Below are 20,411 nucleotides of genomic sequence, written 5' to 3' on the forward strand. Positions count from 1 at the left end.
CGGTCACACCCGCCGGGCGAGCACCTGCCCCGGCCAGTCGTTCCGCTCGCCGGCGGTGTACGTCTCCGTCGGGACGAACCCGTTGGCCTCGTAGAAGGCGACCAGCCTGCGGTCGCCACCCGCGTAGCAGTCCACCCGGAGCAGGCGGACACCGGCCCGCCGGGTCACCTCGGCCGCGTGGGCGAGCAGGGCGGCGCCGGCGCCGTGGCCCTTGAAGCGGCGGTCGGAGGCGAGCCAGTGGATGTACCGCTCGGGCTCGCCGGGCGGCGGAAGATGCGCCAGGTAGTCGCCCGGCGCGTCGCTGAGCGTGAGCGTGGCGGCCGGCACGCCGTCGACCTCGGCGACGTACGCGCTGCCCTCGTCCATGTACCCGGCGACCGATTCGGCCACCCTCGGGTTCTCCGACAGCGGCTTGCTTCCCCACTGGCCGGTGCGGCCCTGTGAGACCAGCCACTCCACACTGCTGTCGAGCATGGCGAGTATCACGGGGATGTCGCCGGGGCCGCCTTCGCGGATGGTGATCGTCATTGACCCATCATGCCCACCGCCGTCTGCCAAGGTGAAGGCATGAGACTCTTCGCCGCGGTGCTCCCCCCGGAGCCCGTCGTCCATGAACTCGCCCTCGAGGTCGCCAAGTTGAAGCGGCTGCCCGGCGCGGAGCGGCTGCGCTGGACCAACCGGCCGGGCTGGCACTTCACCCTGGCCTTCTACGGCGAGGTCGCCGACGACCTCGTACCGGACCTGTCGGACCGCCTGGCCCGTGCGGCCGGCCGTACTGCGCCCTTCGACCTGGCCCTCTCCGGCGGCGGCCAGTTCGGGCACGGCAAGGCCCTGTGGACCGGCGCCTACGGCGAGGTGGAGGGGATGCGGCTGCTGGCCGACCGGGCGGAGTCGGCGGCGCGGAAGGCGGGCCTGCCGATGTCGGAGCACCGGCGGTACAAGGCCCACCTGACGGTGGCGCGGAGCCGGGACTCGGTGGACGTACGGCCGTATGTCGATCTGCTGCGCGAGTTCACCAGCCGGACCTGGACGGTGAACGAGCTGGTGCTGGTGCGCAGCAACCTGCCGCGGTCCGGGGTGGTGGGGGAGCAGCCGCGGTACGAGGCGGTCGCGCGCTGGGCACTGGGGGCGTCCGGTTAGGCTCGATGGCGTGGACCCGAAAACCCGGAACCGGATCATGGCCGGTGCGCTTGTTCTGATGTTTGTGGTGGTGGCCTTGGCTGCGGCCCTCAGGTAGATCCCGGCCGGGCCGGGGAACCGCGGCCGGTTCGTCGACTGCGCGGCCGATGTGGCTGGTCGCGCCCGCGCGGCGGAGCCGCACATCAAGTGCAGCCCCGCCGCCCTGCACGGGGCGCTCACCAGGCGAAGGCCTCCGGGGACGGGCCCGGGCCCGGGAAGACCTCGTCCAGGCCCGCCAGCAGCTCCTCGCTCAGCTTCAGCTCACAAGCCCTGATCGCCGACTCCAGCTGTTCGGCCGTGCGCGGGCCGACGATGGGACCCGTCACACCCGGCCGGGTGAGCAGCCAGGCCAGGGCTGCCTCGCCGGGCTCCAGGCCGTGCTTGTCGACCAGGTCCTCGTACGCCTGGATCTGGGCGCGGGCGGCCGGATCCTTCAGGGTGTCGGCGGCCCGGCCGGTGGCGCGGCGCCCGCCCTGGACCTCCTTCTTGATGACCCCGCCGAGCAGACCGCCGTGCAGCGGCGACCACGGGATGACCCCGAGGCCGTACTCCTGCGCGGCCGGGATGACCTCCATCTCGGCGCGCCGCTCGGCCAGGTTGTACAGGCACTGCTCGCTGACCAGGCCGATGGTGCCGCCGCGCCGGGCGGCGATCTCGTTGGCCTGGGCGATCTTGTAGCCGGGGAAGTTGGAGGAGCCGGCGTAGAGGATCTTGCCCTGCTGGACCAGGGTGTCGATCGCCTGCCAGATCTCCTCGAACGGGGTGCTGCGGTCGATGTGGTGGAACTGGTAGAGGTCGATGTAGTCGGTCTGCAGCCGCTTGAGGCTGGCATCCACGGCTCGGCGGATGTTCAGCGCGGAGAGTTTGTCGTGGTTGGGCCAGACGGCGGCGCCGTCGGGGGCCATGTTGCCGTAGACCTTGGTGGCGAGGACGACCTTGTCGCGGCGCTCGCCGCCCTTGGCGAACCAGTTGCCGATGATGGCCTCGGTGCGCCCCTTGTTCTCACCCCACCCGTACACGTTGGCGGTGTCGAAGAAGTTGATGCCCGCGTCCAGCGCCGCGTCCATGATGGCGTGGCTGTCGGCCTCGTCGGTCTGCGGCCCGAAGTTCATCGTCCCGAGGACGAGTCGGCTGACCTTGAGGCCCGTGCGTCCAAGCTGCGTGTACTTCATGGTCCTCTAGCCAACGGCTTCGAGTGCGCTCGATGCAAGGGCTTTCGGGGCCTGGAGGGTTTCCCGTCTCAGAGCCCGAGTCCGCCCGCGACCGCCAGCTCCTGCTTGGTGAACTCGCCCGTCAGCATGGGCATGGCCTTTGCGATCGCCGCCCTGGCCTCCGGCAGTTGCAGCGAGGCGTCGTGGTGCTCCTTGCTGCGCCAGACCTCGGTCACCCGGACCGTCACGTCGTCCTCGTCGGCGAGGCCCACGATGTACGCGTGGCAGCCGGCCGCGCGGAGGCCTCCGGCGGCGCCGAGGAGGATGGCCACGACCTCGTCACGGGAGCCGGGGGTGGTCTTCAGTGATGTGATGCAGCCGTATGTCATGGGCGGTCGCGGGGGAACTCGTCGGTCCCGAGGACGAGGTCGACGACGGTGCCGGTCAGGTCGATGTCGGTGCCGAAGTCCACAGGTGTCCTGTTCTCATAGTCGCCGTCCTTGGGGTCGGTGTAGACGTAGCACCGTCCCTGGTACGGGTCGGCGACGATGTAGAGGGGGACCTCGGCGACCGCGTAGGCGATCTTCTTGGGTCCGTAATCGTTCTGGGCCGTTCCCTCGGAGATGACCTCGGCGACGAACTCGACGTCCTGGTAGCGCCAGTGGCCCGTGTCGTCTTTCTTCGCCGAGTCCTTGAGCAGGGCGACGTCCGGGCAGAAGCCGTTCTCGTGGCCCGGGAAGTCGATGCGGACGTCCGAGAACACCTTCTCCATTCCGAACTTGGCCGCGACAGCCCCCGCGATCCGGAAGATGATGTTCCAGTGAGTGTCCCGCTGCGGCGTCATATGGACGTTGCCCCCGACGATCTCGACCCTGTATCCCTCGGGGACGGGCATACGCTCAAGACGCTCGAACCACTCGTCCAAACGCTCGGTGTTTGCGTCGGCGTCGGCCATCTCGATCCTGTCTTCAAGGACGGTCATCGTGGCGCTCCTCCCCGGCTGCCCCACGCACCGGTGCAGCCGCGCACTTCAACGATACGCACGGTGACGAGGAGACGCTGGAAATCGGTCAACCTGTTCCGGCCGCGTACGGCTGTCCGACTCCCCACGCCTCCCACATCGCCCCCGCGAACGCCGCCGCGATCCGGTGCTCCCCGCTCGCGTTGGGGTGCGTGCCGTCGTAGGTGTCGGCGTGGATGCCGTACGACTCCGGCCGCGAGGCCAGCAGGACGGGCGAGCGGGGCTCGTCCAGGTCGGCGACCGCCTTCGCCAGCAGGACGTTGAAGAGGTCCACCTGCGCGGCGAAGGGCGCGTCGACCTCGGCCCGGATGTTCGGGATCACCGGCAGCAGCACCATGCGGATGCGCGGGTTCGCCGCCCGGGCGCCCGCGACGAAGGCCCGTACGTTCTCCGCGGTCTGCTCGGCGTTGGTGTAGAAGCCCAGGTCGATCAGCCCGAGGGAGACCAGCAGCACGTCGGCCCGCTGCTTCCGCACCGCCTCGCCGATCAGCGGGGCCATGTGCAGCCAGCCCTCGCCCCAGCCGGCCAGGTGGCGGCGGGGGAAGCCGGGTTCGGCGTAGGCGTGGGACGTCGGGGCGTCGGCCGCCTTGTCGTACAGCTCCTCGCGGGGGCCGACGAAGGTGAACGGGCCGTCATGCGTGTCACGCAGATGCCGCCACAGCCGGTAACGCCACGTGTGTTCGCCCGCGCTCCCGATCGTCATGGAGTCACCTACGGGCATGAACCTGAGCATCCGCTCATGATGGACGATCGTGCGCACCGATGGGATGTGAGGCCCACCACGTCCGGCGAGTCCCGCCAGGCAGCCGACCGCTGAACCCCCTGAGCGAATGGCAGTCTTGGGGCATGCGTCGATCGTCCGCCGTCCTCGCCCAGTTGCTGCTCGCCGGCGCCTGCGCACTGCCCGCCTCCGCCGCCGGGAGCACGGGCGGGGCCGGCGACCACGGGTTCACCATCAAGGACCCGCGGATCGCCGAGTCCAGCGGGCTCGCCGCCTCCCGCCTCCACCCCGGCATCTACTGGACGCACAACGACAGCGGCGACGGGCCGTACGTCTACGCCGTGGACAGCGCGACCGGGAGGACCGTCGCCCGGATCACCCTGCGCGGCATCGGCGCCCCGCGCGACGTCGAGGCCATCTCCATCGGCCCGCACGACGAGATGTACCTGGGCGACATCGGCGACAACCTCGGCGGCAAGTGGCCGTACGTGTGGATCTACCGGCTGCCCGAGCCGAAGGAGCTGAAGGACCAGACGGTCACCGCCACGCAGTACGTCGTGAAGTACGCGAACGGGCCGCGCGACGCCGAGTCGCTGATCGTCCACCCGAAGACCGGGCGGGTCTACATCATCGACAAGAAGCAGGACGGCGGGCACCTGTACGAGGGCCCGCCCACCCTGTCCACCTCCGGCGCGAACGTCTTCCGGCCGATCGCCCCCGTCGACCTCTGGGCCACGGACGCGGCCTTCTCCCCGGACGGGCGGCAACTCGTCGTACGCGGGTACATCGGGGGGATCTCCTACGACTGGAACGGCGGCCGCATCAAGCGCGAGGGCCAGCTGGACGTGCCCCTGCAGGATCAGGGCGAGGGAGTCACCTACTCCGTCGACGGGACCAAGCTGCTGTACAGCAGCGAGGGGGCGGACAGCGAGGTCGTGGCGAAGGACGCGCCGGACTCCCCGGCGTCCAAGTCGCCTTCGGCGAGCGGTGGTTCGGCCTCGACCTCGGCCGGGGGCGGGATCGGGAGCGGGATCGGTGGCAGTGGTCTGAAGGTCGGTGCCGCCGTCGTCGCCGTCGGGCTGGCGGCCCTGTTCGGGTTGCGGCGGCTGCGGCGGCGCAACGCGAAGGGCGCCCGGTGATGTTCCGCCGGGCGCCCTTCGTTGCCGCAGGTGATGCCGTTACAGCTTCTCGATGACGTAGTCGACGCATTTCGTCAGCGCTTCGACGTCGGCGGGGTCGATGGCGGGGAACATGGCGATGCGGAGCTGGTTGCGGCCGAGTTTGCGGTAGGGCTCGGTGTCGACGATGCCGTTGGCGCGCAGGGTCTTGGCGACGGTGGTGGCGTCGATCTCGTCGGAGAAGTCGATGGTGCCGATGACCTGGGAGCGCTTGGCGGGGTCGGTGACGAAGGGGGTGGCGTACTTGGACTCTTGCGCCCAGGTGTACAGGCGGGTGGCGGAGTCCTTGGTGCGGGCGGTGGAGAAGGCGAGCCCGCCTTGGCCGTTGAGCCACTGCAGCTGCTGGTCGAGCAGGAAGAGGGTGGCGAGGGCGGGGGTGTTGTAGGTCTGGTTCTTGCGGGAGTTGTCGATCGCCGTGGGGAGGCTGAAGAACTCGGGGATGTGGCGGCCGCTTGTGTGGATGCGTTCGGCGCGCTCGATGGCGGTGGGGGAGAAGATGCCGATCCACAGGCCGCCGTCGGAGGCGAAGGACTTCTGCGGGGCGAAGTAGTAGACGTCGGTCTCGGCGATGTCGACGGGGAGGCCGCCGGCGCCGGAGGTGGCGTCCACGAGGACGAGGGCGTCCTGGTCGGCGCCGGTCACCCGGGTGATGGGCATGGCGACGCCGGTGGAGGTCTCGTTGTGGGTGAGGGCGTAGACGTCGACGCCGGTTTCGGCCTGTGCCTGGGGGTGGGTGCCGGGGTCGGTGGTGATGACGGTGGGGTCGGCCAGCCAGGGGGCGAGCTTTGCGGCTTTGGCGAACTTGGAGGAGAACTCGCCGAAGCTGAGGTGCTGGGACTTGTTCTCGATCAGTCCGTGGGTGGCGATGTCCCAGAAGGCGGTGGAGCCGCCGTTGCCGAGGATGACTTCGTAGCCCTCGGGCAGGGAGAACAGTTCGGAGATGCCCTCGCGGACCTTGCCGACCAGGTTCTTGACGGGGGCCTGGCGGTGGGAGGTGCCGAGCAGGGAGCTTCCGGTGGCGGCGAGGGCGTCCAGCGCCTCGGTGCGCACCTTGGAGGGGCCCGCGCCGAAGCGTCCGTCGGCGGGCTTGATGTCAGCGGGAATCTGGATGTCGGCCACGAGTCGGAGAGTATCGCGGTGGGCGAACCGGGACTGAGCCGTGTCCGTCCGATGAGACAAGATCGTCGAAGCGTGGACTTGTGAACTAGTACGACGATATGCGTGGGGCTGTGGAAAACTTTCGGTGACCGTCCGTGAGCGGATGCATCCTGGACGCATGACGGATCACTCGGGTCTCGAAGCGGAGCTGCGCGGCGCCGTCCGGGGAGAGGTCGGTTTCGACACCACCTCCCGGGCGCTGGTCACCATGGACGCGTCCAACTACCGGCGTGTCCCGGCGGGCGTCGTCGCCCCCGCAGACGCCGACGACGTGGCCGCCGTGCTGGAGGTCTGCCGGGCGCGCGGGGTGCCGGTGGTGGCGCGCGGCGGAGGCACGTCGATCGCCGGGCAGGCGACCGGCACCGGCGTGGTGCTGGACTTCACCCGGCACATGAACGGCCTGCTGGAGCTGGACACCGGCACCCGTACGGCCGTCGTCCAACCGGGGCTCGTCCTCGACCGCCTCCAGGAGGCCGCCGCACCGCACGGCCTGCGCTTCGGCCCCGACCCGTCCACACACAGCCGGTGCACGATCGGCGGCATGATCGGCAACAACTCCTGCGGCTCGCACTCGGTCGCCTGGGGGACGACCGCGGACAGCGTGCGTGAGCTGTCCGTCGTCACCGCACGCGGGCGCCGGCTGCGGCCCGGGCCGGGCTGGTCGGGCGCCCCGGACGGGCTGCGCGAGCTCGCGGAAGGGGAGCTGGCGCGGCTGCGCACCGGCTTCCCGGAGCTGCCCCGCCGCATCTCCGGGTACGCGCTGGACGCGCTGCTGCCCGAGAAGGGCGCCGACGTCGCCCGCTCCTTCTGCGGTTCCGAGGGCACCCTCGGAATCCTCACCGAGGCCGTCGTCCAGCTGGTCGAGGCCCCACGCACGCGTGCCCTGGCCGTGCTGGCGTACGGCGACGAGAGCGCCGCCGCCGAGGCCGCCGCCGGACTCCTCCCGTTCGGCCCGCTGACGGTGGAGGGCATGGCGGCAGACCTGGTGCGCGCGCCGGCCGGGCTGCCCAAGGGCGGTGCCTGGCTGTTCGTGGAGACCGGCGGGGAGTCGGCGGCCGAGGCACGCGCACGTGCCGAGGACATGGTCCGCGCGGCCGACGTGACCGACTCCCTGGTGGTGACCGACCCGGCCGCCCAGCGCACCCTGTGGCGCATCCGCGAGGACGCGAGCGGCACGGCCACCCGTATGCCCGACGGCAGTGAGGCCTGGCCCGGCTGGGAGGACTGCGCGGTGCCGCCCGCGCGGCTCGGCGCCTATCTGCGGGACTTCCGCGCCCTGCTGTCGGCACACGGCCTGCGCGGCACGCCCTACGGCCACTTCGGCGACGGCTGCATCCACGTCCGTATCGACTTCGACCTGCTCACCGAGACCGGTATCGGCCGCTTCCGCTGCTTCTCCGAGGAACTGGCCGACCTGGTGGTGGAACACGGCGGCTCCCTGTCCGGGGAGCACGGCGACGGACAGGCCCGCGCGGAGCTGCTGCCGCGCATGTACGGCGAGGAGACGGTGCGGCTCTTCGAGCGGGCCAAGGCGGTCTGGGACCCCGACGACCTGCTCAACCCCGGCATGCTGGTCCGCCCGGCGCGGTTGGACGAAGACCTCCGCTTCTCCGTCCTCCCGGTGAAGCCCGTCGACGTGGCCTTCGGCTACCCGGCCGACGAAGGCGACTTCCGCGCCGCCGTCCGCCGCTGCGTCGGCGTCGCCAAGTGCCGCACGACCACGGCGTCCGGCCCCGCCGTGATGTGCCCGTCCTTCCGGGCGACCGGCGAGGAGGAACACTCCACGCGCGGCCGGGCCCGGCTGCTGCACGAGATGCTGGCCGGTGAACTCGTCACCGACGGCTGGCGCTCGACGGAGGTCCGCGACGCCCTCGACCTGTGCCTGTCCTGCAAGGGCTGCCGCTCCGACTGCCCGGTCGGCGTCGACATGGCCACCTACAAGGCCGAGTTCCTGCACCACCACTACGCCGGCCGGCGCCGTCCCGCCGCGCACCTCAGCATGGGCCGGCTCCCGCAGTGGCTGCGCTGGGTCGCCGCCAGCCGCACGGCCCCGCTGCTCAACGCCCTCGCCTCGGTACGGCCGTTGGCCCAGATCGGCAAACGCCTGGGCGGGATCGCGGCCGAGCGGGAGATTCCCCGGCTGGCGACGCGGACGTTCACCGGCTGGTGGCGCGGCAGGAAGCCCGCCCACGGCGGCACCGCGGGGCCGGTGCCGGGGAGCTCTGGCCCGGGAGACCTGGTCGTGCTCTGGCCGGACACCTTCACCGAGCATCTGTCGCCGGACGTCGGCCGGGCCGCCGTCCGGGTGCTGGAGGCCGCCGGGCTGCGGGTGGCGCTGCCGCCGACGCTGCTGCCGCGCGGGCGGAGGATCGGCGAGGGCGGGATCGGTGACGGGCGGACCAGGTCGGCCGCCGCGCTGCTCATCGCCCACCGGGCCCGGGTCTGCTGCGGCCTCACCTATCTCTCCACCGGCCAGCTCGACCGCGCCCGCACGGTCCTGCGGCGCACGCTCGACCTGATGGAGCCGGTGCTGCGGGCCGGGGCCCCGGTCGTCGTCCTGGAACCGAGCTGTGCCGCGGCCCTGCGCACCGACCTGCCCGAGCTGCTCCACGACGACCCGCGCGCGGCCCGGCTCGCCTCCGCCGTCGTCACCTTCGCCGAGGCCCTTCAGCGGCACGCCCCGCACTGGACCCCGCCCGTCGTGGACCGCCCCGTCGCCGGCCAGACCCACTGCCACCAGCACGCGGTGCTCGGCGACACCCCCGACCGCCGGCTGCGCGAGGCCGCGGGCCTCACCGGCGAGCTCAGCGGCGGCTGCTGCGGCCTCGCGGGCAACTTCGGCTTCGAGAAAGGCCACTTCGAGGTGTCGAGGGCCTGCGCGGAGGAGCAGCTCCTGCCCTCGGTCCGTGCGGCCCCCGAGCGGACGGTGATCCTGGCCGACGGCTTCTCCTGCCGCACCCAGCTGGACCAGCTGGCCGGGGTCCGGGGCCGCCATCTGGCGGAGGTGCTGGCGGAGGCGCTGGACCAGGAGACCGGGGGCGCGGAGTGACCGTGCGGGGCCGGCATCGGGCGGGGGCACTGGACACGGCGACGGGGTCTGAAGCGACTGGGGAAACGGGGGGTTCGAAGTGACGGAGGAAACGGGGGGCTCGAAGTGACGGAGGAAACGGGGGGCTCGAAGTGACCGAGGAATACGGCAGGTTGGCCGTGCTGTCCGACATCCACGGCGTGCTGCCCGCCCTGGAGGCGGTCCTGGCGGAACCGGAGGTGGCGGCGGCCGACCGGATCGTCCTGACCGGCGACATCACGGCGGGCCCGCAGCCGGCCCAGGTGCTGGACCTGCTGCGGGAGCAGGGCGAGAGAGTGCTCTGGCTCGCGGGGAACGCCGACCGGGAGCTGGTGGAGTACCGGCGCGGCGAGCGCACGGACATCCCCGACCCGATCGGCCCGCATGCGGCCCGGGCCCTCCGCGAGGACCAGATCGACTTCCTCGCCGCCCTGCCCCGGGCGCTCACCTTGCGCGTCCGCGGCCTCGGCACGGTCCTGTTCTGCCATGCCACCCCGCGCGACGACGAGGAACTGGTGCTGGTGGACTCCCGCCCCGCCCGCTGGGCAGAAGTCTTCAGCGGCCTCGCCCCCGGCATCGGCACGGTCGTCTGCGGCCACACCCACATGCCTTACGTTCGTCTGGCGCACGGCCGTCTGGTCGTCAACCCCGGCAGCGTCGGCATGCCCTACGGCCGCCCCGGCGCCCACTGGTGCCTGCTGGGCCCCGGCATCGACCTGCGCGTGACGTCGTACGACATACCGGCCGCGGTCGCCCGGCTCGTGGCGGAGTGCGCCTACCCGGAGATCGCCGAGTGGGCCGACTACTTCCTGTACGCCCGGGCGACGGACACGGAAGTGCTGACGGCATGGGGACCGAAGGACGGGCGGGGTGCTTCGTAGGGTGAGGCGAACTGCGTTCTCGCGATGCTCAAGGAGCGCGCATGATCCTCACCCTCCGGACCATCAGCCGTGCTGAGCATCTCGCCTTCGTGACGGGCCGCCCCTCCGTCAGCCATGTGCAGGTGCCGTCGTGGGTGGATGCGAAGGCCGTCCGGGGCGGCTACGAGGACCTGCCGGCCTTTTACGAGCTCTAAGCCGGGACCGCCCGGCGCGACCGGTTCATCCCCTCCCCACTGCCGTACTTCCGGCGCATGTGGACCGCGCTCACCGCCGAGGACCCCGACCGGATGCGGCTGTACCTCGCCCAGCACGACGGCGATGTGCTCGCCGCGGCCACGATGCCGATCGTCGGCGGGCACGTCCGGTACTCCTACGGCGCCTCCACCGCCCGCAGGCGCGAGGTGTAGCCCAGCAACGCGATGCAGTGGCGCATGATGTGCGACGCCCACGAACTCGGTGCGCACGTCTACGACTTCCGGGGCATCACCGACACCCTCCAGCAGTCCGACCACCTCTTCGGCCTGCTCCGCTTCAAGGTGGGCGCGGGCGGCGAGGCCGTGGAGTACGTGGGCGAGTGGGACTTCCCGCTGAACCGCCTGCTGCACAAGGCACTTGACCTCTGCATGGCCCGGCGCTGAGGGCGCTCTCAGCTTCGCAAAGCAACACCCAGCATTTCCAAGGGGATTCACAGCGCCCCTTTGCCTTTTTTGCCGTTCGGGAAGATGGCGGGCGTGTAGTTTCTTGGGTGTCGGGTTCCGGACGCGGAATTCGGCACCCACACGTACAGTGCGACATTAGGAGTCGGAATGAGCCTGAAGAAGCTCGCCCCGCTGCCCCCGAAGCCGAAGAAGCATCTGCCGCCCCCGCCCCCGCCGAAGCACAAGAAGAAGCACGCTCCGAAGCCGCTGCCCAAGCCGCTTCCTGGCCAGGACCACTGATCCGGCGCTGAGCTGAAAGGGGCCGATGGTGCACCGTCGGCCCCTTTTTGTTTTCTTCAGGACGGTGATTCAGAAGGGAATATGTCGTGGATGAAGAGGGTGACGAATTCGGGTACGGCACCCCGGCCATTCCGGCCCGTACCGCATTCCGTCGTTTCTGGCCGCTGACCAAGGGGCTCAGAAAGTGGCTGCTGCTGGTCTGGCTGTGCACGGTCCTCGCCGCGCTCGCCGAGACCGAGACCATCCTGCTGTTCGGCGACCTCACCGACCACGCCCTGCAGAAGGGTTCACCGGCCGCGTTCTGGAGCCCGGCGGGCATGTGGCTGGGCGTCGCGGTGGTCGGCGCCGTCGTCGCCTACGCCGGCAACTCCCTTGCCGCCTGGGTGACCGAACGGTTCGTGATGCGGCTGCGCGAGCATGTCTTCGACCACGTACAGCAGTTGCCGCCGCACTTCTTCCAGCGCCACCGCCAGGGCGATCTGCTCTCCCGGCTGACCGGTGACGTCGAGGCGATCGAGACGATGGTCGTGTCCGGGCTGGTCGGCGCCGCCTCGGCCGCCTTCTCCGCCCTCTTCTACGCGGCTGCCGCGTTCTGGCTGCGCTGGGACCTGGCCGCCGCCACGTTCGTCCTCGCGCCCCTGTTCTGGCTGGCCGCGCGCCGCTTCTCCGGTGCCATCAAGGACGTCTCCCGCGCGGGCCGGGTCGCCGACGGCGCGATCACCTCCGTGGTGGAGGAGTCCCTCGGCAACATCGTGCTCACCCAGGCCTACGACCGCCGGGACGCCGAGCGCCGCCGGCTGCGCGAGGAGGCGAACGCCTGGTTCCGCGCCTCGGTCCGCTCCACCCGCCTGAACGAGGCCTACGAGCAGCTCGTCCAGGTCATCGAGACGGTGTGCGTCCTCGCCGTGATCGGCATCGGTGCCTGGGAGATCTCCACCGGCCGGATGACCCTCGGCCGGCTCCTCGCCTTCGCCGCCTTCCTCGGCTACCTCTATCCACCGGTGCGCGGCCTGGCCCAGCTCGGCCTCACCGTCACCGCCGCCACGGCCGGCGCCGAGCGGCTCATCGAGATCCTGGACGTCCGCCCCTCGGTCACCGACCCGCGTCGCCCTGCGGACACCGGCCGGCCGGACGGCACCATGGAGGTCAGAAACATCTCCTTCCGCTACCCCGGCGCCGAGAAGGCCGCCCTCGAAGACCTCTCCTTCACGGTCAGCCCCGGCGAGCTGGTGATCGTGACCGGCCCGAGCGGCGCCGGCAAGTCCACGGTCTCCAAGCTCCTGCTGCGCTTCTACGACCCGGACTGCGGAGACGTCCTCCTGGACGGCACACCGCTCCGGGACTTCCCGCTGGCCCGCCTGCGTGAGTACGTCACACTGCTGCCCCAGGAGACCCTGGTGCTGCACGACACGGTGCGCGCCAACATAGCCTGCGGCCGGCCCGGCGCCAGCGACCGCGCCATCGAGGAGGCGGCGAGGGCGGCCGACGCGCACGAGTTCATCTCGCGGTTGCCGGACGGGTACGACACCCGGGTCGACCCCAACTCGGCCCGCCTGTCCGGCGGCCAGCTCCAGCGCCTGGCCATCGCCCGCGCCATCCTGCGCGACGCCCCCGTCCTGGTCCTGGACGAGCCGACGACGGGCCTGGACGCGATGGCCGCCCGCCGCGTCGTCAAACCCCTGCGCCGCCTGATGACCGGCCGTACGACGATCATGATCACCCACGACCTCAACCTCGCCCCCGACGCCGACCGCATCCTGGTGGTCGACCGGGGCCGGATCGTCGAGACCGGCCGCCATGACGAACTCCTCGCCCGCGGCGGGGCGTACGCCCGGCTGCACCGCTCGCAGAACAACGCGGTGACGGACACGGGCGAGCTGCGCATGCCGCTGTGGGAGGAGGCGCGGACACCGGCGCCGGCGCACGGGCACGCACCGGCGTACCAGCAGCAGTACGGCTACGCCCCCTACACGGCCACCCCCATGCCCACCACCCACCCCACCACCCACCCCACCACCCACCCCTCCCCCCTCCCCGACGGCCGTCCCCTCTTCCGCGACGAGGAGGCGTGGCCGGGGGTCTGACTTCCAGCATCCGGGACAGTTCCTTAAAGGGTTCACGCACCTGTCAAAGTCCACTACCCTGGACCCAGTAGTACATCTAGATGAACGAACCCGATCAAGCACAGGATCGCCCGTGACCGCCACCTCCAGCACCGCAGCGCCGACACCGGTCACTCCCGCCGGAAGGCGCCGCCGCTTCGGCTCGTTCGGCTCGCTCGGCCCGGTCGGCCTGGTGCTGGCCGGCGGCATCTCGGTCCAGTTCGGCGGGGCCCTGGCGGTGACCCTGATACCGAGGGCCGGCGCGCCGGGCGTCGTCACCCTCCGCCTCCTCGCGGCGGCCGTGGTCCTCCTCCTCGTCTGCCGCCCCCGGCTGCGCGGCCACTCCCGCACCGACTGGGGCACGGTGATCGCGTTCGGTATCGCCATGGGCGCGATGAACGGCCTCTTCTACGAGGCGGTCGCCCGTATCCCGCTGGGCCCGGCGGTCACCCTGGAGGTGCTCGGCCCCCTGACCCTCTCGGTCCTGGCCTCCCGCCGCGCGATCAACGCACTGTGGGCGGGCCTGGCCCTGCTCGGCGTCTTCCTGCTGGGCGGCGGAGGCTTCGGCGACCTCGACCCCACAGGTGTCGCCTTCGCTCTGGGCGCCGGCGCCATGTGGGCGGTCTACATACTCTTCAGCGCCCGTACGGGCCGCCGCTTCCCCCAGGCGGACGGCCTGGCCCTGGCCATGGCGGTGGCGGCCCTCCTCTTCCTCCCCATCGGCATCACCTCGGCCGGCACCCGCCTCCTGAACCCCACCACCGTGGCCCTCGGGTCGGCGGTCGCCCTGCTCTCCTCGGTCCTGCCCTACACCCTCGAACTCCTCGCCCTGCGCCGCCTGCCCGCCTCCACCTTCGCGATCCTGATGAGCCTCGAACCGGCGATCGCCGCGACGGCCGGCTTCCTGATCCTCGGCCAGTCCCTGTCCCTGACGGAGGCCGCCGCGATCGCCCTGGTCATCGCGGCGAGCATTGGCGCGGTCCGCACCCAGGTGGGCCGAGGCAGGGCCAAGGTGGAACCGGTCCCGGAGGCCTGAGGGGCCGCCCTGGCGCAGTGCGGCCCCCAGGCCTGCCGGTGACGCAGAGTAACCTCCGGTGTGCGCAGCGGAGTTTGCTCTGTGCAAGAGTGGACGGTGTGACCGGCAACAGCGACACCAGCCCCCGCCCGCTGAAGATCACCTCCCGTGGCCGTGCCGTACTGGCCGACCCCCGGATCAACCGCGGCACGGCGTTCACCGAGGCCGAGCGGCGGGCCCTGGATCTCGTCGGACTGGTCCCGCCCCATGTGCTCACCCAGGACGAACAGGTCGAGCGCGCCTACGCCCAGTACCGGACACAGCCCAGCGACCTGGCGAAGAACGTCAATCTGACCGCCCTGCACGACCGCAACGAGGCGCTGTTCTACCGGCTCGTCGGCGACCACCTCGAAGAGATGCTGCCCATCGTCTACACGCCGACCGTGGGCACGGCCATCCGCCGCTACAGCAACGAGTACCGCCGCCCGCGCGGCATCTACCTCTCCGTGGACGCCCCCGGCGACATCGAGCGCTCCCTGCGCGCGAGCGGCCGCGGCGCCGACGACGTCGACCTGATCGTGGCCACCGACGGCGAGGGCATCCTCGGCATCGGCGACTGGGGCGTCGGCGGCATCGACATCGCGGTCGGCAAACTCGCCGTCTACACCGCCGCCGCCGGCATCGACCCGCGCCGCACCCTGCCGGTCATGCTCGACGTCGGCACCAACCGCAAGGAACTCCTCGACAACCCCCTCTACCTCGGAAATCGCCACCCCCGCGCCGACCGGGAGACGTACGACGCCTTCATCGACGCCTACGTCACAGCCGCCACCAGGCTCTTCCCGAACGCCCTGCTGCACTGGGAGGACTTCGGCACCGCCAACGCCCGTCGCATCCTGAACCGCTACCGCGACCAGGTGTGCACCTTCAACGACGACATCCAGGGCACGGGTGCCGTCAACCTCGCCGCCGTCCTGTCCGGCGTGCGCGCCGTCGGCGTGCCCCTGCCGCGGCACCGGATCGTCGTCTTCGGCGCGGGCACCGCCGGCATCGGCGTCGCCGACCAGCTGCGGGACGCCCTGGTCGCCGAGGGTCTGTCCCCGGCCGAGGCCACCGCCCGGTTCTGGTGCGTCGACCGGTACGGGCTGCTCACCGCCGACCAGGGCGACAAGCTCCGCGACTTCCAGCAGCCCTACGCCCGCCCCGCCGACGAGGTGGACGGCTGGCGGCGCGACGACAGCCTGCCCGGCATCCCCCTCGACGAGGTGGTCCGGCGGGTCCGGCCGACCATCCTCATCGGCACCTCCGGACAGAGCGGCGCCTTCACCGAGGCGCTCGTCCGCGAGCTGGCCCGGCACACCGAACGCCCCATCATCCTGCCCATGTCCAACCCCACCGACCTCGCCGAGGCGACTCCCGCCGACCTGCTCGACTGGACGGACGGCAAGGCGCTGGTGGCCACGGGCAGCCCGTTCGCGCCGGTCGAGCGGGACGGGAGGACGTACGAGATCGGCCAGGCCAACAACGCCCTGGTCTTCCCCGGCCTCGGCCTCGGCGTGATCGTCGCCCGCGCCTCCCGGGTCACCGACCGCATGCTCCGCGCGGCGGCGGACGCGGTCGCCCGCCGCACCGGCGGCGACACGGACGCCACCCGGCTGAACGCACCGGTCCTCCCGCCCATCCGGGACCTGCGCGGCACGTCGGAGGCGGTCGCCGTGGCCGTGGTCCGCGCGGCGACGGCGGACGGCGTCGCCCGGGCCGACCTGGACGGCGACGACATCGAGGCGGCGGTGCGCGCGGCACGCTGGGAACCGGTGTATCCGCCGGTGGAAGCGGTGTGAGGGGGCGGTCCCCGACCCCTGTGAAAACCAGCCGGCCAAATTAATGCAAGCACGCTTGATTGTTTCTGCGGCCACTGCCATGCTCCCCCCATGGCCGACCCGACGCCCGTCATCGACGACCTGCGTGCCGAGAGCGAGGAACTCGACCTGCTCGTGGCCGAGCTGAGCTCCGAGCAGTGGGCGCTGCCCACCCCCGCGCCCGGCTGGACCCTCGCCCACCAGATCGCCCACCTCGCCTGGACCGACCGCTCGGCCCTGCTGGCCGTCACCGACGCCGGCGCCTTCCAGGCGCTGGTCGAGAAGGCGCTCGCCGCCCCCGGCTCCTTCGTGGACGAGGGCGCGGAGGAGGGCGCTCGGCTCGCGCCCGCCGAGCTGCTGTCGACCTGGCGCGAGGGGCGCGCCGCCCTCGACCAGGCCCTGCGCAACGCCCCACCCGGCGCCCGATTCCCCTGGTACGGCCCGCCCATGTCGGCCGCCTCCATGGCCACGGCCCGCCTTATGGAGACCTGGGCCCACGGTCTGGACATCGCCGACGCCCTGGGTGTGGTGCTCCCACCCACCGACCGGCTCAAGCATGTGGTGCGACTCGGGGTACGCACCCGGGACTTCGCCCACACGGTCCACGGACTCACCCCTCCCGCCGAAGAGTTCCGCGTGGAACTGACCGCGCCGGACGGCGCGGTGTGGGCGTACGGCCCGGAGAGCGCCCCACAGCGCGTCACCGGCCCCGCCCTCGACTTCTGCCTCCTCGTCACCCAGCGCGCCCACCGCGCCGACCTCGCCCTGACCGCCGTCGGCCCGGACGCCGACCGCTGGCTGGACATCGCCCAGGCCTTCGCGGGCCCGCCCGGCGGCGGCCGCCCGCCGAAGGAGGATCCGGCGTGACCGGCCTGCGCATCGGCAACTTCTCCGGCTTCTACGGCGACCGCTTCGACGCCCTGCGCGAGATGCTCACCGGTGGCGAGGTCGACGTCCTCACCGGCGACTACCTCGCCGAACTCACCATGCTGATCCTGGCCCGCGACCGGCTGAAGGAACCCGGCGCCGGTTACGCCCGCACCTTCCCGCGCCAGCTGGAGGACTGCCTCGGCCTCGCCCACGAGCGCGGGGTGAAGATCGTCACCAACGCGGGCGGGCTCAATCCGGCCGGACTGGCGGGAGCCGTCGGGCAGTTGGCCGAGCGGCTGGGCATCGGTGTGCGGGTCGCACATGTCGAGGGCGACGACCTCACCGCCTCCCACCCCGGCGCGCTCGCCGCGCACGCCTACCTGGGCGGCTTCGGTATCGCCGCGTGCCTGCGGGCGGGTGCGGACATCGTCGTCACCGGGCGGGTGACCGACGCGGCCCTCGTCACCGGGCCCGCCGCCGCCCACTTCGGGTGGGGCCCCACGGACCACGACCGGCTCGCGGGCGCCGTCGTCGCCGGACACGTGCTGGAGTGCGGGACGCAGGCCACCGGCGGGAACTACGCGTTCTTCCGGGAGGGGGACGTACGCCGGCCCGGCTTCCCGCTCGCCGAGATCCACGCCGACGGCAGCAGCGTCATCACCAAGCACGCCGGCACCGGCGGCCTGGTCGACGTCGGCACGGTCACCGCGCAGCTGCTGTACGAGACCGGTGGCGGCCGGTACGCCGGACCCGACGTCACCGCCCGGCTGGACACCGTACGGCTGAGCCAGGACGGGCCGGACCGGGTGCGGATCGAGGGCGTGCGGGGCGAGGCACCGCCGCCGGCCCTGAAAGTCGGGCTCAACCGGCTCGGCGGCTTCCGCAACGAGGTCGTCTTCGTCCTCACCGGACTGGACATCGAGGAAAAGGCCGAGCTGGTGCGGGCGCAGCTCACCGACGCCCTCGCCAAGTCGCCGCCCACCGAGGTCCGCTGGGAACTCGTGCGCACCGACCGGTCCGACGCCGGTACCGAGGAGACCGCGAGCGCCCTGCTGCGGCTCGTCGTACGGGACCCGGACGAGCGGGTCGTCGGACGGGCGTTGAGCGGTGCCGCCGTGGAGCTCGCGCTGGCCAGCTACCCGGGCTTCCATGTGCTCTCCCCACCGGGGAAGGGCTCGCCTTATGGAGTCTTCGAGGATGTGTACGTCCCCCATGGCGCCGTAGACCATATGGCCGTCCTCCACGACGGACGCCGTATCCCTGTGCCGGTGCCCCAGGACACTCAGCCCCTGGACGACGTACCGGCCGCGCCGCTCCCCGACCCCCTGCCACCCGGTCCGACCCGCCGCGCACCCCTCGGCCTGGTCGCCGGGGCCCGCAGCGGGGACAAGGGCGGGAACGCCAACGTCGGCGTGTGGGCCCGCAGTGACGAGGCCTGGCGGTGGCTCGCGCACGAGCTGACCGCCGAAAGGTTCCGGCAGCTGATCCCCGAGAGCCGGGACCTGCCCGTCACCCGGCACCTGCTGCCGAACCTCCGCGCGGTCAACTTCGTCGTCGAGGGCATCCTCGGCGCCGGCGTTGCCGCGCAGGCCCGCTTCGATCCGCAGGCCAAGGCCCTCGGCGAATGGCTGCGCTCCCGCCACCTGGACATCCCGGAGGCCCTGCTGTGACCACCCTGACCTCGGCCCTGGACCCGGCCGGTCCCGACTACCGGGCCCACCGCGAGGCCATGCTCGCCAACCTCGCCGAACTCGACGCCGAGCACGCCAAGGCGCTCGCGGGCGGCGGTGAGAAGTACGTCCAACGGCACCGGAAGCGCGGCAAGTTGCTCGCACGGGAGCGGATCGAGCTGCTGCTCGACCCGGACACGCCCTTCCTGGAGCTGTCCCCGCTGGCCGCCTGGGGCAGTGACTACACGGTCGGCGCCTCGCTCGTCACCGGCATCGGTGTGGTCGAGGGCGTGGAGTGCCTGATCACCGCCAACGACCCGACCGTGCGTGGCGGTGCGAGCAACCCGTGGAGCCTGAAGAAGGCCCTCCGTGCGAATGACATCGCGCTCGCCAACCGGCTGCCCTGCATCAGCCTGGTGGAGTCGGGAGGGGCCGATCTGCCGTCCCAGAAGGAGATCTTCATCCCGGGCGGCGCCATCTTCCGCGACCTCACCCGCCTCTCCGCCGCCGGGATCCCGACCGTCGCGGTCGTCTTCGGCAACTCCACCGCCGGCGGCGCCTACGTCCCCGGCATGTCCGACCACGTGATCATGGTCAAGGAGCGGGCGAAGGTCTTCCTCGGCGGTCCGCCGCTGGTGAAGATGGCCACCGGCGAGGAGAGCGACGACGAGTCCCTGGGCGGCGCCGAGATGCACGCGCGCGTGTCGGGCCTCGCCGACTACTTCGCCGTCGACGAGCCGGACGCGCTGCGCCAGGCCCGCCGTGTCGTGGCCCGGCTCAACCACCGCAAGGCGTACCCGGATCCCGGTCCGGCGGCCCCTCCCAAGTACGACCCGGAGGAACTGCTGGGCATCGTCCCGGGCGATCTGAAGACCCCCTTCGACCCGCGCGAGGTCATCGCCCGGATCGTCGACGCCTCCGACTTCGACGAGTTCAAGCCGCTGTACGGGACCAGCCTGGTCACCGGCTGGGCCGCCCTGCACGGATATCCGGTGGGGGTGCTGGCCAACGCCCAGGGCGTCCTGTTCAGCGCGGAGTCGCAGAAGGCCGCCCAGTTCATCCAGCTCGCCAACCAGCGCGACATCCCGCTGCTCTTCCTGCACAACACCACCGGCTACATGGTCGGCAGGGAGTACGAGCAGGGCGGGATCATCAAACACGGCTCGATGATGATCAATGCGGTCAGCAACAGCAGGGTCCCGCACCTGTCCGTGCTCATGGGGGCGTCGTACGGCGCCGGCCACTACGGCATGTGCGGGCGGGCGTACGACCCCCGGTTCCTGTTCGCCTGGCCGAGTGCCAAGTCCGCCGTCATGGGCCCGCAGCAGCTCGCCGGCGTGCTGTCGATCGTCGCCCGGCAGTCGGCGGCGGCGAAGGGGCAGCCGTACGACGAGGACGCGGACGCCGCCCTGCGCGCCATGGTGGAGCAGCAGATCGAGTCCGAGTCGCTGCCGATGTTCCTGTCCGGGCGGCTGTACGACGACGGCGTCATCGACCCGCGCGACACCCGCACCGTCCTCGGCCTGTGCCTGTCCGCCATCCACACCGCGCCCTACGAGGGCGCGCGCGGCGGCTTCGGCGTCTTCCGGATGTGAGGCATC

17 protein-coding genes and 1 pseudogene are annotated in these 20,411 nt (G+C 71.7%); 12 read left to right on the top strand and 6 right to left on the bottom strand.

Annotated elements, in window-relative coordinates:
- Positions 1-3: 3 nt before the first annotated feature.
- A complete protein-coding gene (locus ACWGJ5_RS15665; RefSeq protein ID WP_453310260.1) occupies positions 4-528 on the bottom strand; it encodes a GNAT family N-acetyltransferase in 525 nt (174 codons plus the stop codon).
- 39 nt (positions 529-567) lie between these two features.
- Here ACWGJ5_RS15665 and thpR point away from each other — a divergent pair, with 39 nt between their 5' ends.
- Positions 568-1,140 (top strand): RNA 2',3'-cyclic phosphodiesterase, encoded by a 573-nt coding sequence (gene thpR / locus ACWGJ5_RS15670; RefSeq protein WP_453310261.1) that lies wholly within the window; start codon positions 568-570, stop codon positions 1,138-1,140.
- Between the two features lie 215 nt (positions 1,141-1,355).
- On the opposite strand, the gene ACWGJ5_RS15675 is transcribed toward thpR, so the two are convergent.
- The 4 genes from ACWGJ5_RS15675 to ACWGJ5_RS15690 all read right to left on the bottom strand — a co-directional run bounded on the left by ACWGJ5_RS15675 (position 1,356) and on the right by ACWGJ5_RS15690 (position 4,084).
- The gene (locus tag ACWGJ5_RS15675) at positions 1,356-2,351 is read right to left on the bottom strand and encodes an aldo/keto reductase (RefSeq protein ID WP_453310262.1); all 996 of its coding nucleotides are present in this window, start codon (positions 2,349-2,351) and stop codon (positions 1,356-1,358) included.
- A gap of 68 nt (positions 2,352-2,419) precedes the next feature.
- Entirely contained in the window at positions 2,420-2,719 is a 300-nt protein-coding gene (locus tag ACWGJ5_RS15680; protein WP_453310263.1) for a putative quinol monooxygenase, read from the bottom strand.
- The gene (locus ACWGJ5_RS15685) at positions 2,716-3,312 is read right to left on the bottom strand and encodes a Uma2 family endonuclease (protein ID WP_453310264.1); all 597 of its coding nucleotides are present in this window, start codon (positions 3,310-3,312) and stop codon (positions 2,716-2,718) included. The genes ACWGJ5_RS15680 and ACWGJ5_RS15685 overlap by 4 nt, the downstream gene beginning before the upstream one ends.
- Before the next feature lie 88 nt (positions 3,313-3,400).
- Positions 3,401-4,084 (bottom strand): SGNH/GDSL hydrolase family protein, encoded by a 684-nt coding sequence (locus ACWGJ5_RS15690; protein WP_453310265.1) that lies wholly within the window; start codon positions 4,082-4,084, stop codon positions 3,401-3,403.
- Positions 4,085-4,197: 113 nt separating this feature from the next.
- On the opposite strand from ACWGJ5_RS15690, the gene ACWGJ5_RS15695 reads away from it, so the two are divergent.
- Positions 4,198-5,211 carry a WD40 repeat domain-containing protein gene (locus ACWGJ5_RS15695; RefSeq protein WP_453310266.1) on the top strand — a complete coding sequence of 338 codons (1,014 nt, stop codon included), beginning with the start codon at positions 4,198-4,200 and terminating at the stop codon, positions 5,209-5,211.
- Between the two features lie 39 nt (positions 5,212-5,250).
- On the opposite strand, the gene serC is transcribed toward ACWGJ5_RS15695, so the two are convergent.
- Positions 5,251-6,369, bottom strand: a complete 1,119-nt coding sequence (gene serC / locus ACWGJ5_RS15700; RefSeq protein WP_453310267.1) for a phosphoserine transaminase — start codon at positions 6,367-6,369, stop codon at positions 5,251-5,253.
- A gap of 157 nt (positions 6,370-6,526) precedes the next feature.
- Between serC and ACWGJ5_RS15705 the strand changes: the two genes are divergently transcribed.
- The 10 genes and pseudogenes from ACWGJ5_RS15705 (at position 6,527) to ACWGJ5_RS15750 (ending at position 20,405) form a co-directional block, all read left to right on the top strand.
- Positions 6,527-9,457, top strand: coding sequence for an FAD-binding and (Fe-S)-binding domain-containing protein (locus ACWGJ5_RS15705; RefSeq protein WP_453310268.1), 2,931 nt, complete (start codon positions 6,527-6,529; stop codon positions 9,455-9,457).
- Positions 9,458-9,588: 131 nt separating this feature from the next.
- The gene (locus tag ACWGJ5_RS15710) at positions 9,589-10,356 is read left to right on the top strand and encodes a metallophosphoesterase family protein (RefSeq protein ID WP_453310269.1); all 768 of its coding nucleotides are present in this window, start codon (positions 9,589-9,591) and stop codon (positions 10,354-10,356) included.
- A gap of 143 nt (positions 10,357-10,499) precedes the next feature.
- A pseudogene (locus tag ACWGJ5_RS15715) lies at positions 10,500-10,994 on the top strand (lipid II:glycine glycyltransferase FemX); the annotation flags it as partial.
- A 168-nt stretch (positions 10,995-11,162) separates the two neighbouring features.
- Positions 11,163-11,294: a hypothetical protein gene (locus ACWGJ5_RS15720; RefSeq protein ID WP_283844209.1), complete on the top strand. Its 132-nt coding sequence runs from the start codon at positions 11,163-11,165 to the stop codon at positions 11,292-11,294.
- 86 nt (positions 11,295-11,380) lie between these two features.
- Positions 11,381-13,378, top strand: a complete 1,998-nt coding sequence (locus ACWGJ5_RS15725; protein ID WP_453310270.1) for an ABC transporter ATP-binding protein — start codon at positions 11,381-11,383, stop codon at positions 13,376-13,378.
- A gap of 112 nt (positions 13,379-13,490) precedes the next feature.
- Positions 13,491-14,432: an EamA family transporter gene (locus ACWGJ5_RS15730; protein ID WP_453310271.1), complete on the top strand. Its 942-nt coding sequence runs from the start codon at positions 13,491-13,493 to the stop codon at positions 14,430-14,432.
- Between the two features lie 98 nt (positions 14,433-14,530).
- The gene (locus ACWGJ5_RS15735; RefSeq protein ID WP_453310272.1) at positions 14,531-16,252 is read left to right on the top strand and encodes an NAD-dependent malic enzyme; all 1,722 of its coding nucleotides are present in this window, start codon (positions 14,531-14,533) and stop codon (positions 16,250-16,252) included.
- A 90-nt stretch (positions 16,253-16,342) separates the two neighbouring features.
- Complete coding sequence (locus ACWGJ5_RS15740) at positions 16,343-17,137, top strand: TIGR03084 family metal-binding protein (RefSeq protein ID WP_453310273.1); 795 nt, start codon at positions 16,343-16,345, stop codon at positions 17,135-17,137.
- A complete protein-coding gene (locus ACWGJ5_RS15745; protein ID WP_453310274.1) occupies positions 17,134-18,810 on the top strand; it encodes an acyclic terpene utilization AtuA family protein in 1,677 nt (558 codons plus the stop codon). Before ACWGJ5_RS15740 ends, ACWGJ5_RS15745 begins: the two co-directional genes overlap by 4 nt.
- Positions 18,807-20,405, top strand: a complete 1,599-nt coding sequence (locus ACWGJ5_RS15750) for an acyl-CoA carboxylase subunit beta (RefSeq protein WP_453310275.1) — start codon at positions 18,807-18,809, stop codon at positions 20,403-20,405. The genes ACWGJ5_RS15745 and ACWGJ5_RS15750 overlap by 4 nt, the downstream gene beginning before the upstream one ends.
- Positions 20,406-20,411: the final 6 nt, after the last annotated feature.

The organism is Streptomyces sp. NPDC054783 (assembly GCF_053611725.1).

Excerpts from the sequence above, each read along its gene's own strand:
- ACWGJ5_RS15665 (WP_453310260.1), bottom strand. The coding sequence starts at position 528 with ATGACGATCACCATCCGCGAAGGCGGCCCCGGCGACATCCCCGTGATA.
- thpR (WP_453310261.1), top strand. The coding sequence starts at position 568 with ATGAGACTCTTCGCCGCGGTGCTCCCCCCGGAGCCCGTCGTCCATGAA.
- ACWGJ5_RS15675 (WP_453310262.1), bottom strand. The coding sequence starts at position 2,351 with ATGAAGTACACGCAGCTTGGACGCACGGGCCTCAAGGTCAGCCGACTC.
- ACWGJ5_RS15680 (WP_453310263.1), bottom strand. The coding sequence starts at position 2,719 with ATGACATACGGCTGCATCACATCACTGAAGACCACCCCCGGCTCCCGT.
- ACWGJ5_RS15685 (WP_453310264.1), bottom strand. The coding sequence starts at position 3,312 with ATGACCGTCCTTGAAGACAGGATCGAGATGGCCGACGCCGACGCAAAC.
- ACWGJ5_RS15690 (WP_453310265.1), bottom strand. The coding sequence starts at position 4,084 with ATGCTCAGGTTCATGCCCGTAGGTGACTCCATGACGATCGGGAGCGCG.
- ACWGJ5_RS15695 (WP_453310266.1), top strand. The coding sequence starts at position 4,198 with ATGCGTCGATCGTCCGCCGTCCTCGCCCAGTTGCTGCTCGCCGGCGCC.
- ACWGJ5_RS15705 (WP_453310268.1), top strand. The coding sequence starts at position 6,527 with ATGACGGATCACTCGGGTCTCGAAGCGGAGCTGCGCGGCGCCGTCCGG.
- ACWGJ5_RS15720 (WP_283844209.1), top strand. The coding sequence starts at position 11,163 with ATGAGCCTGAAGAAGCTCGCCCCGCTGCCCCCGAAGCCGAAGAAGCAT.
- ACWGJ5_RS15740 (WP_453310273.1), top strand. The coding sequence starts at position 16,343 with ATGGCCGACCCGACGCCCGTCATCGACGACCTGCGTGCCGAGAGCGAG.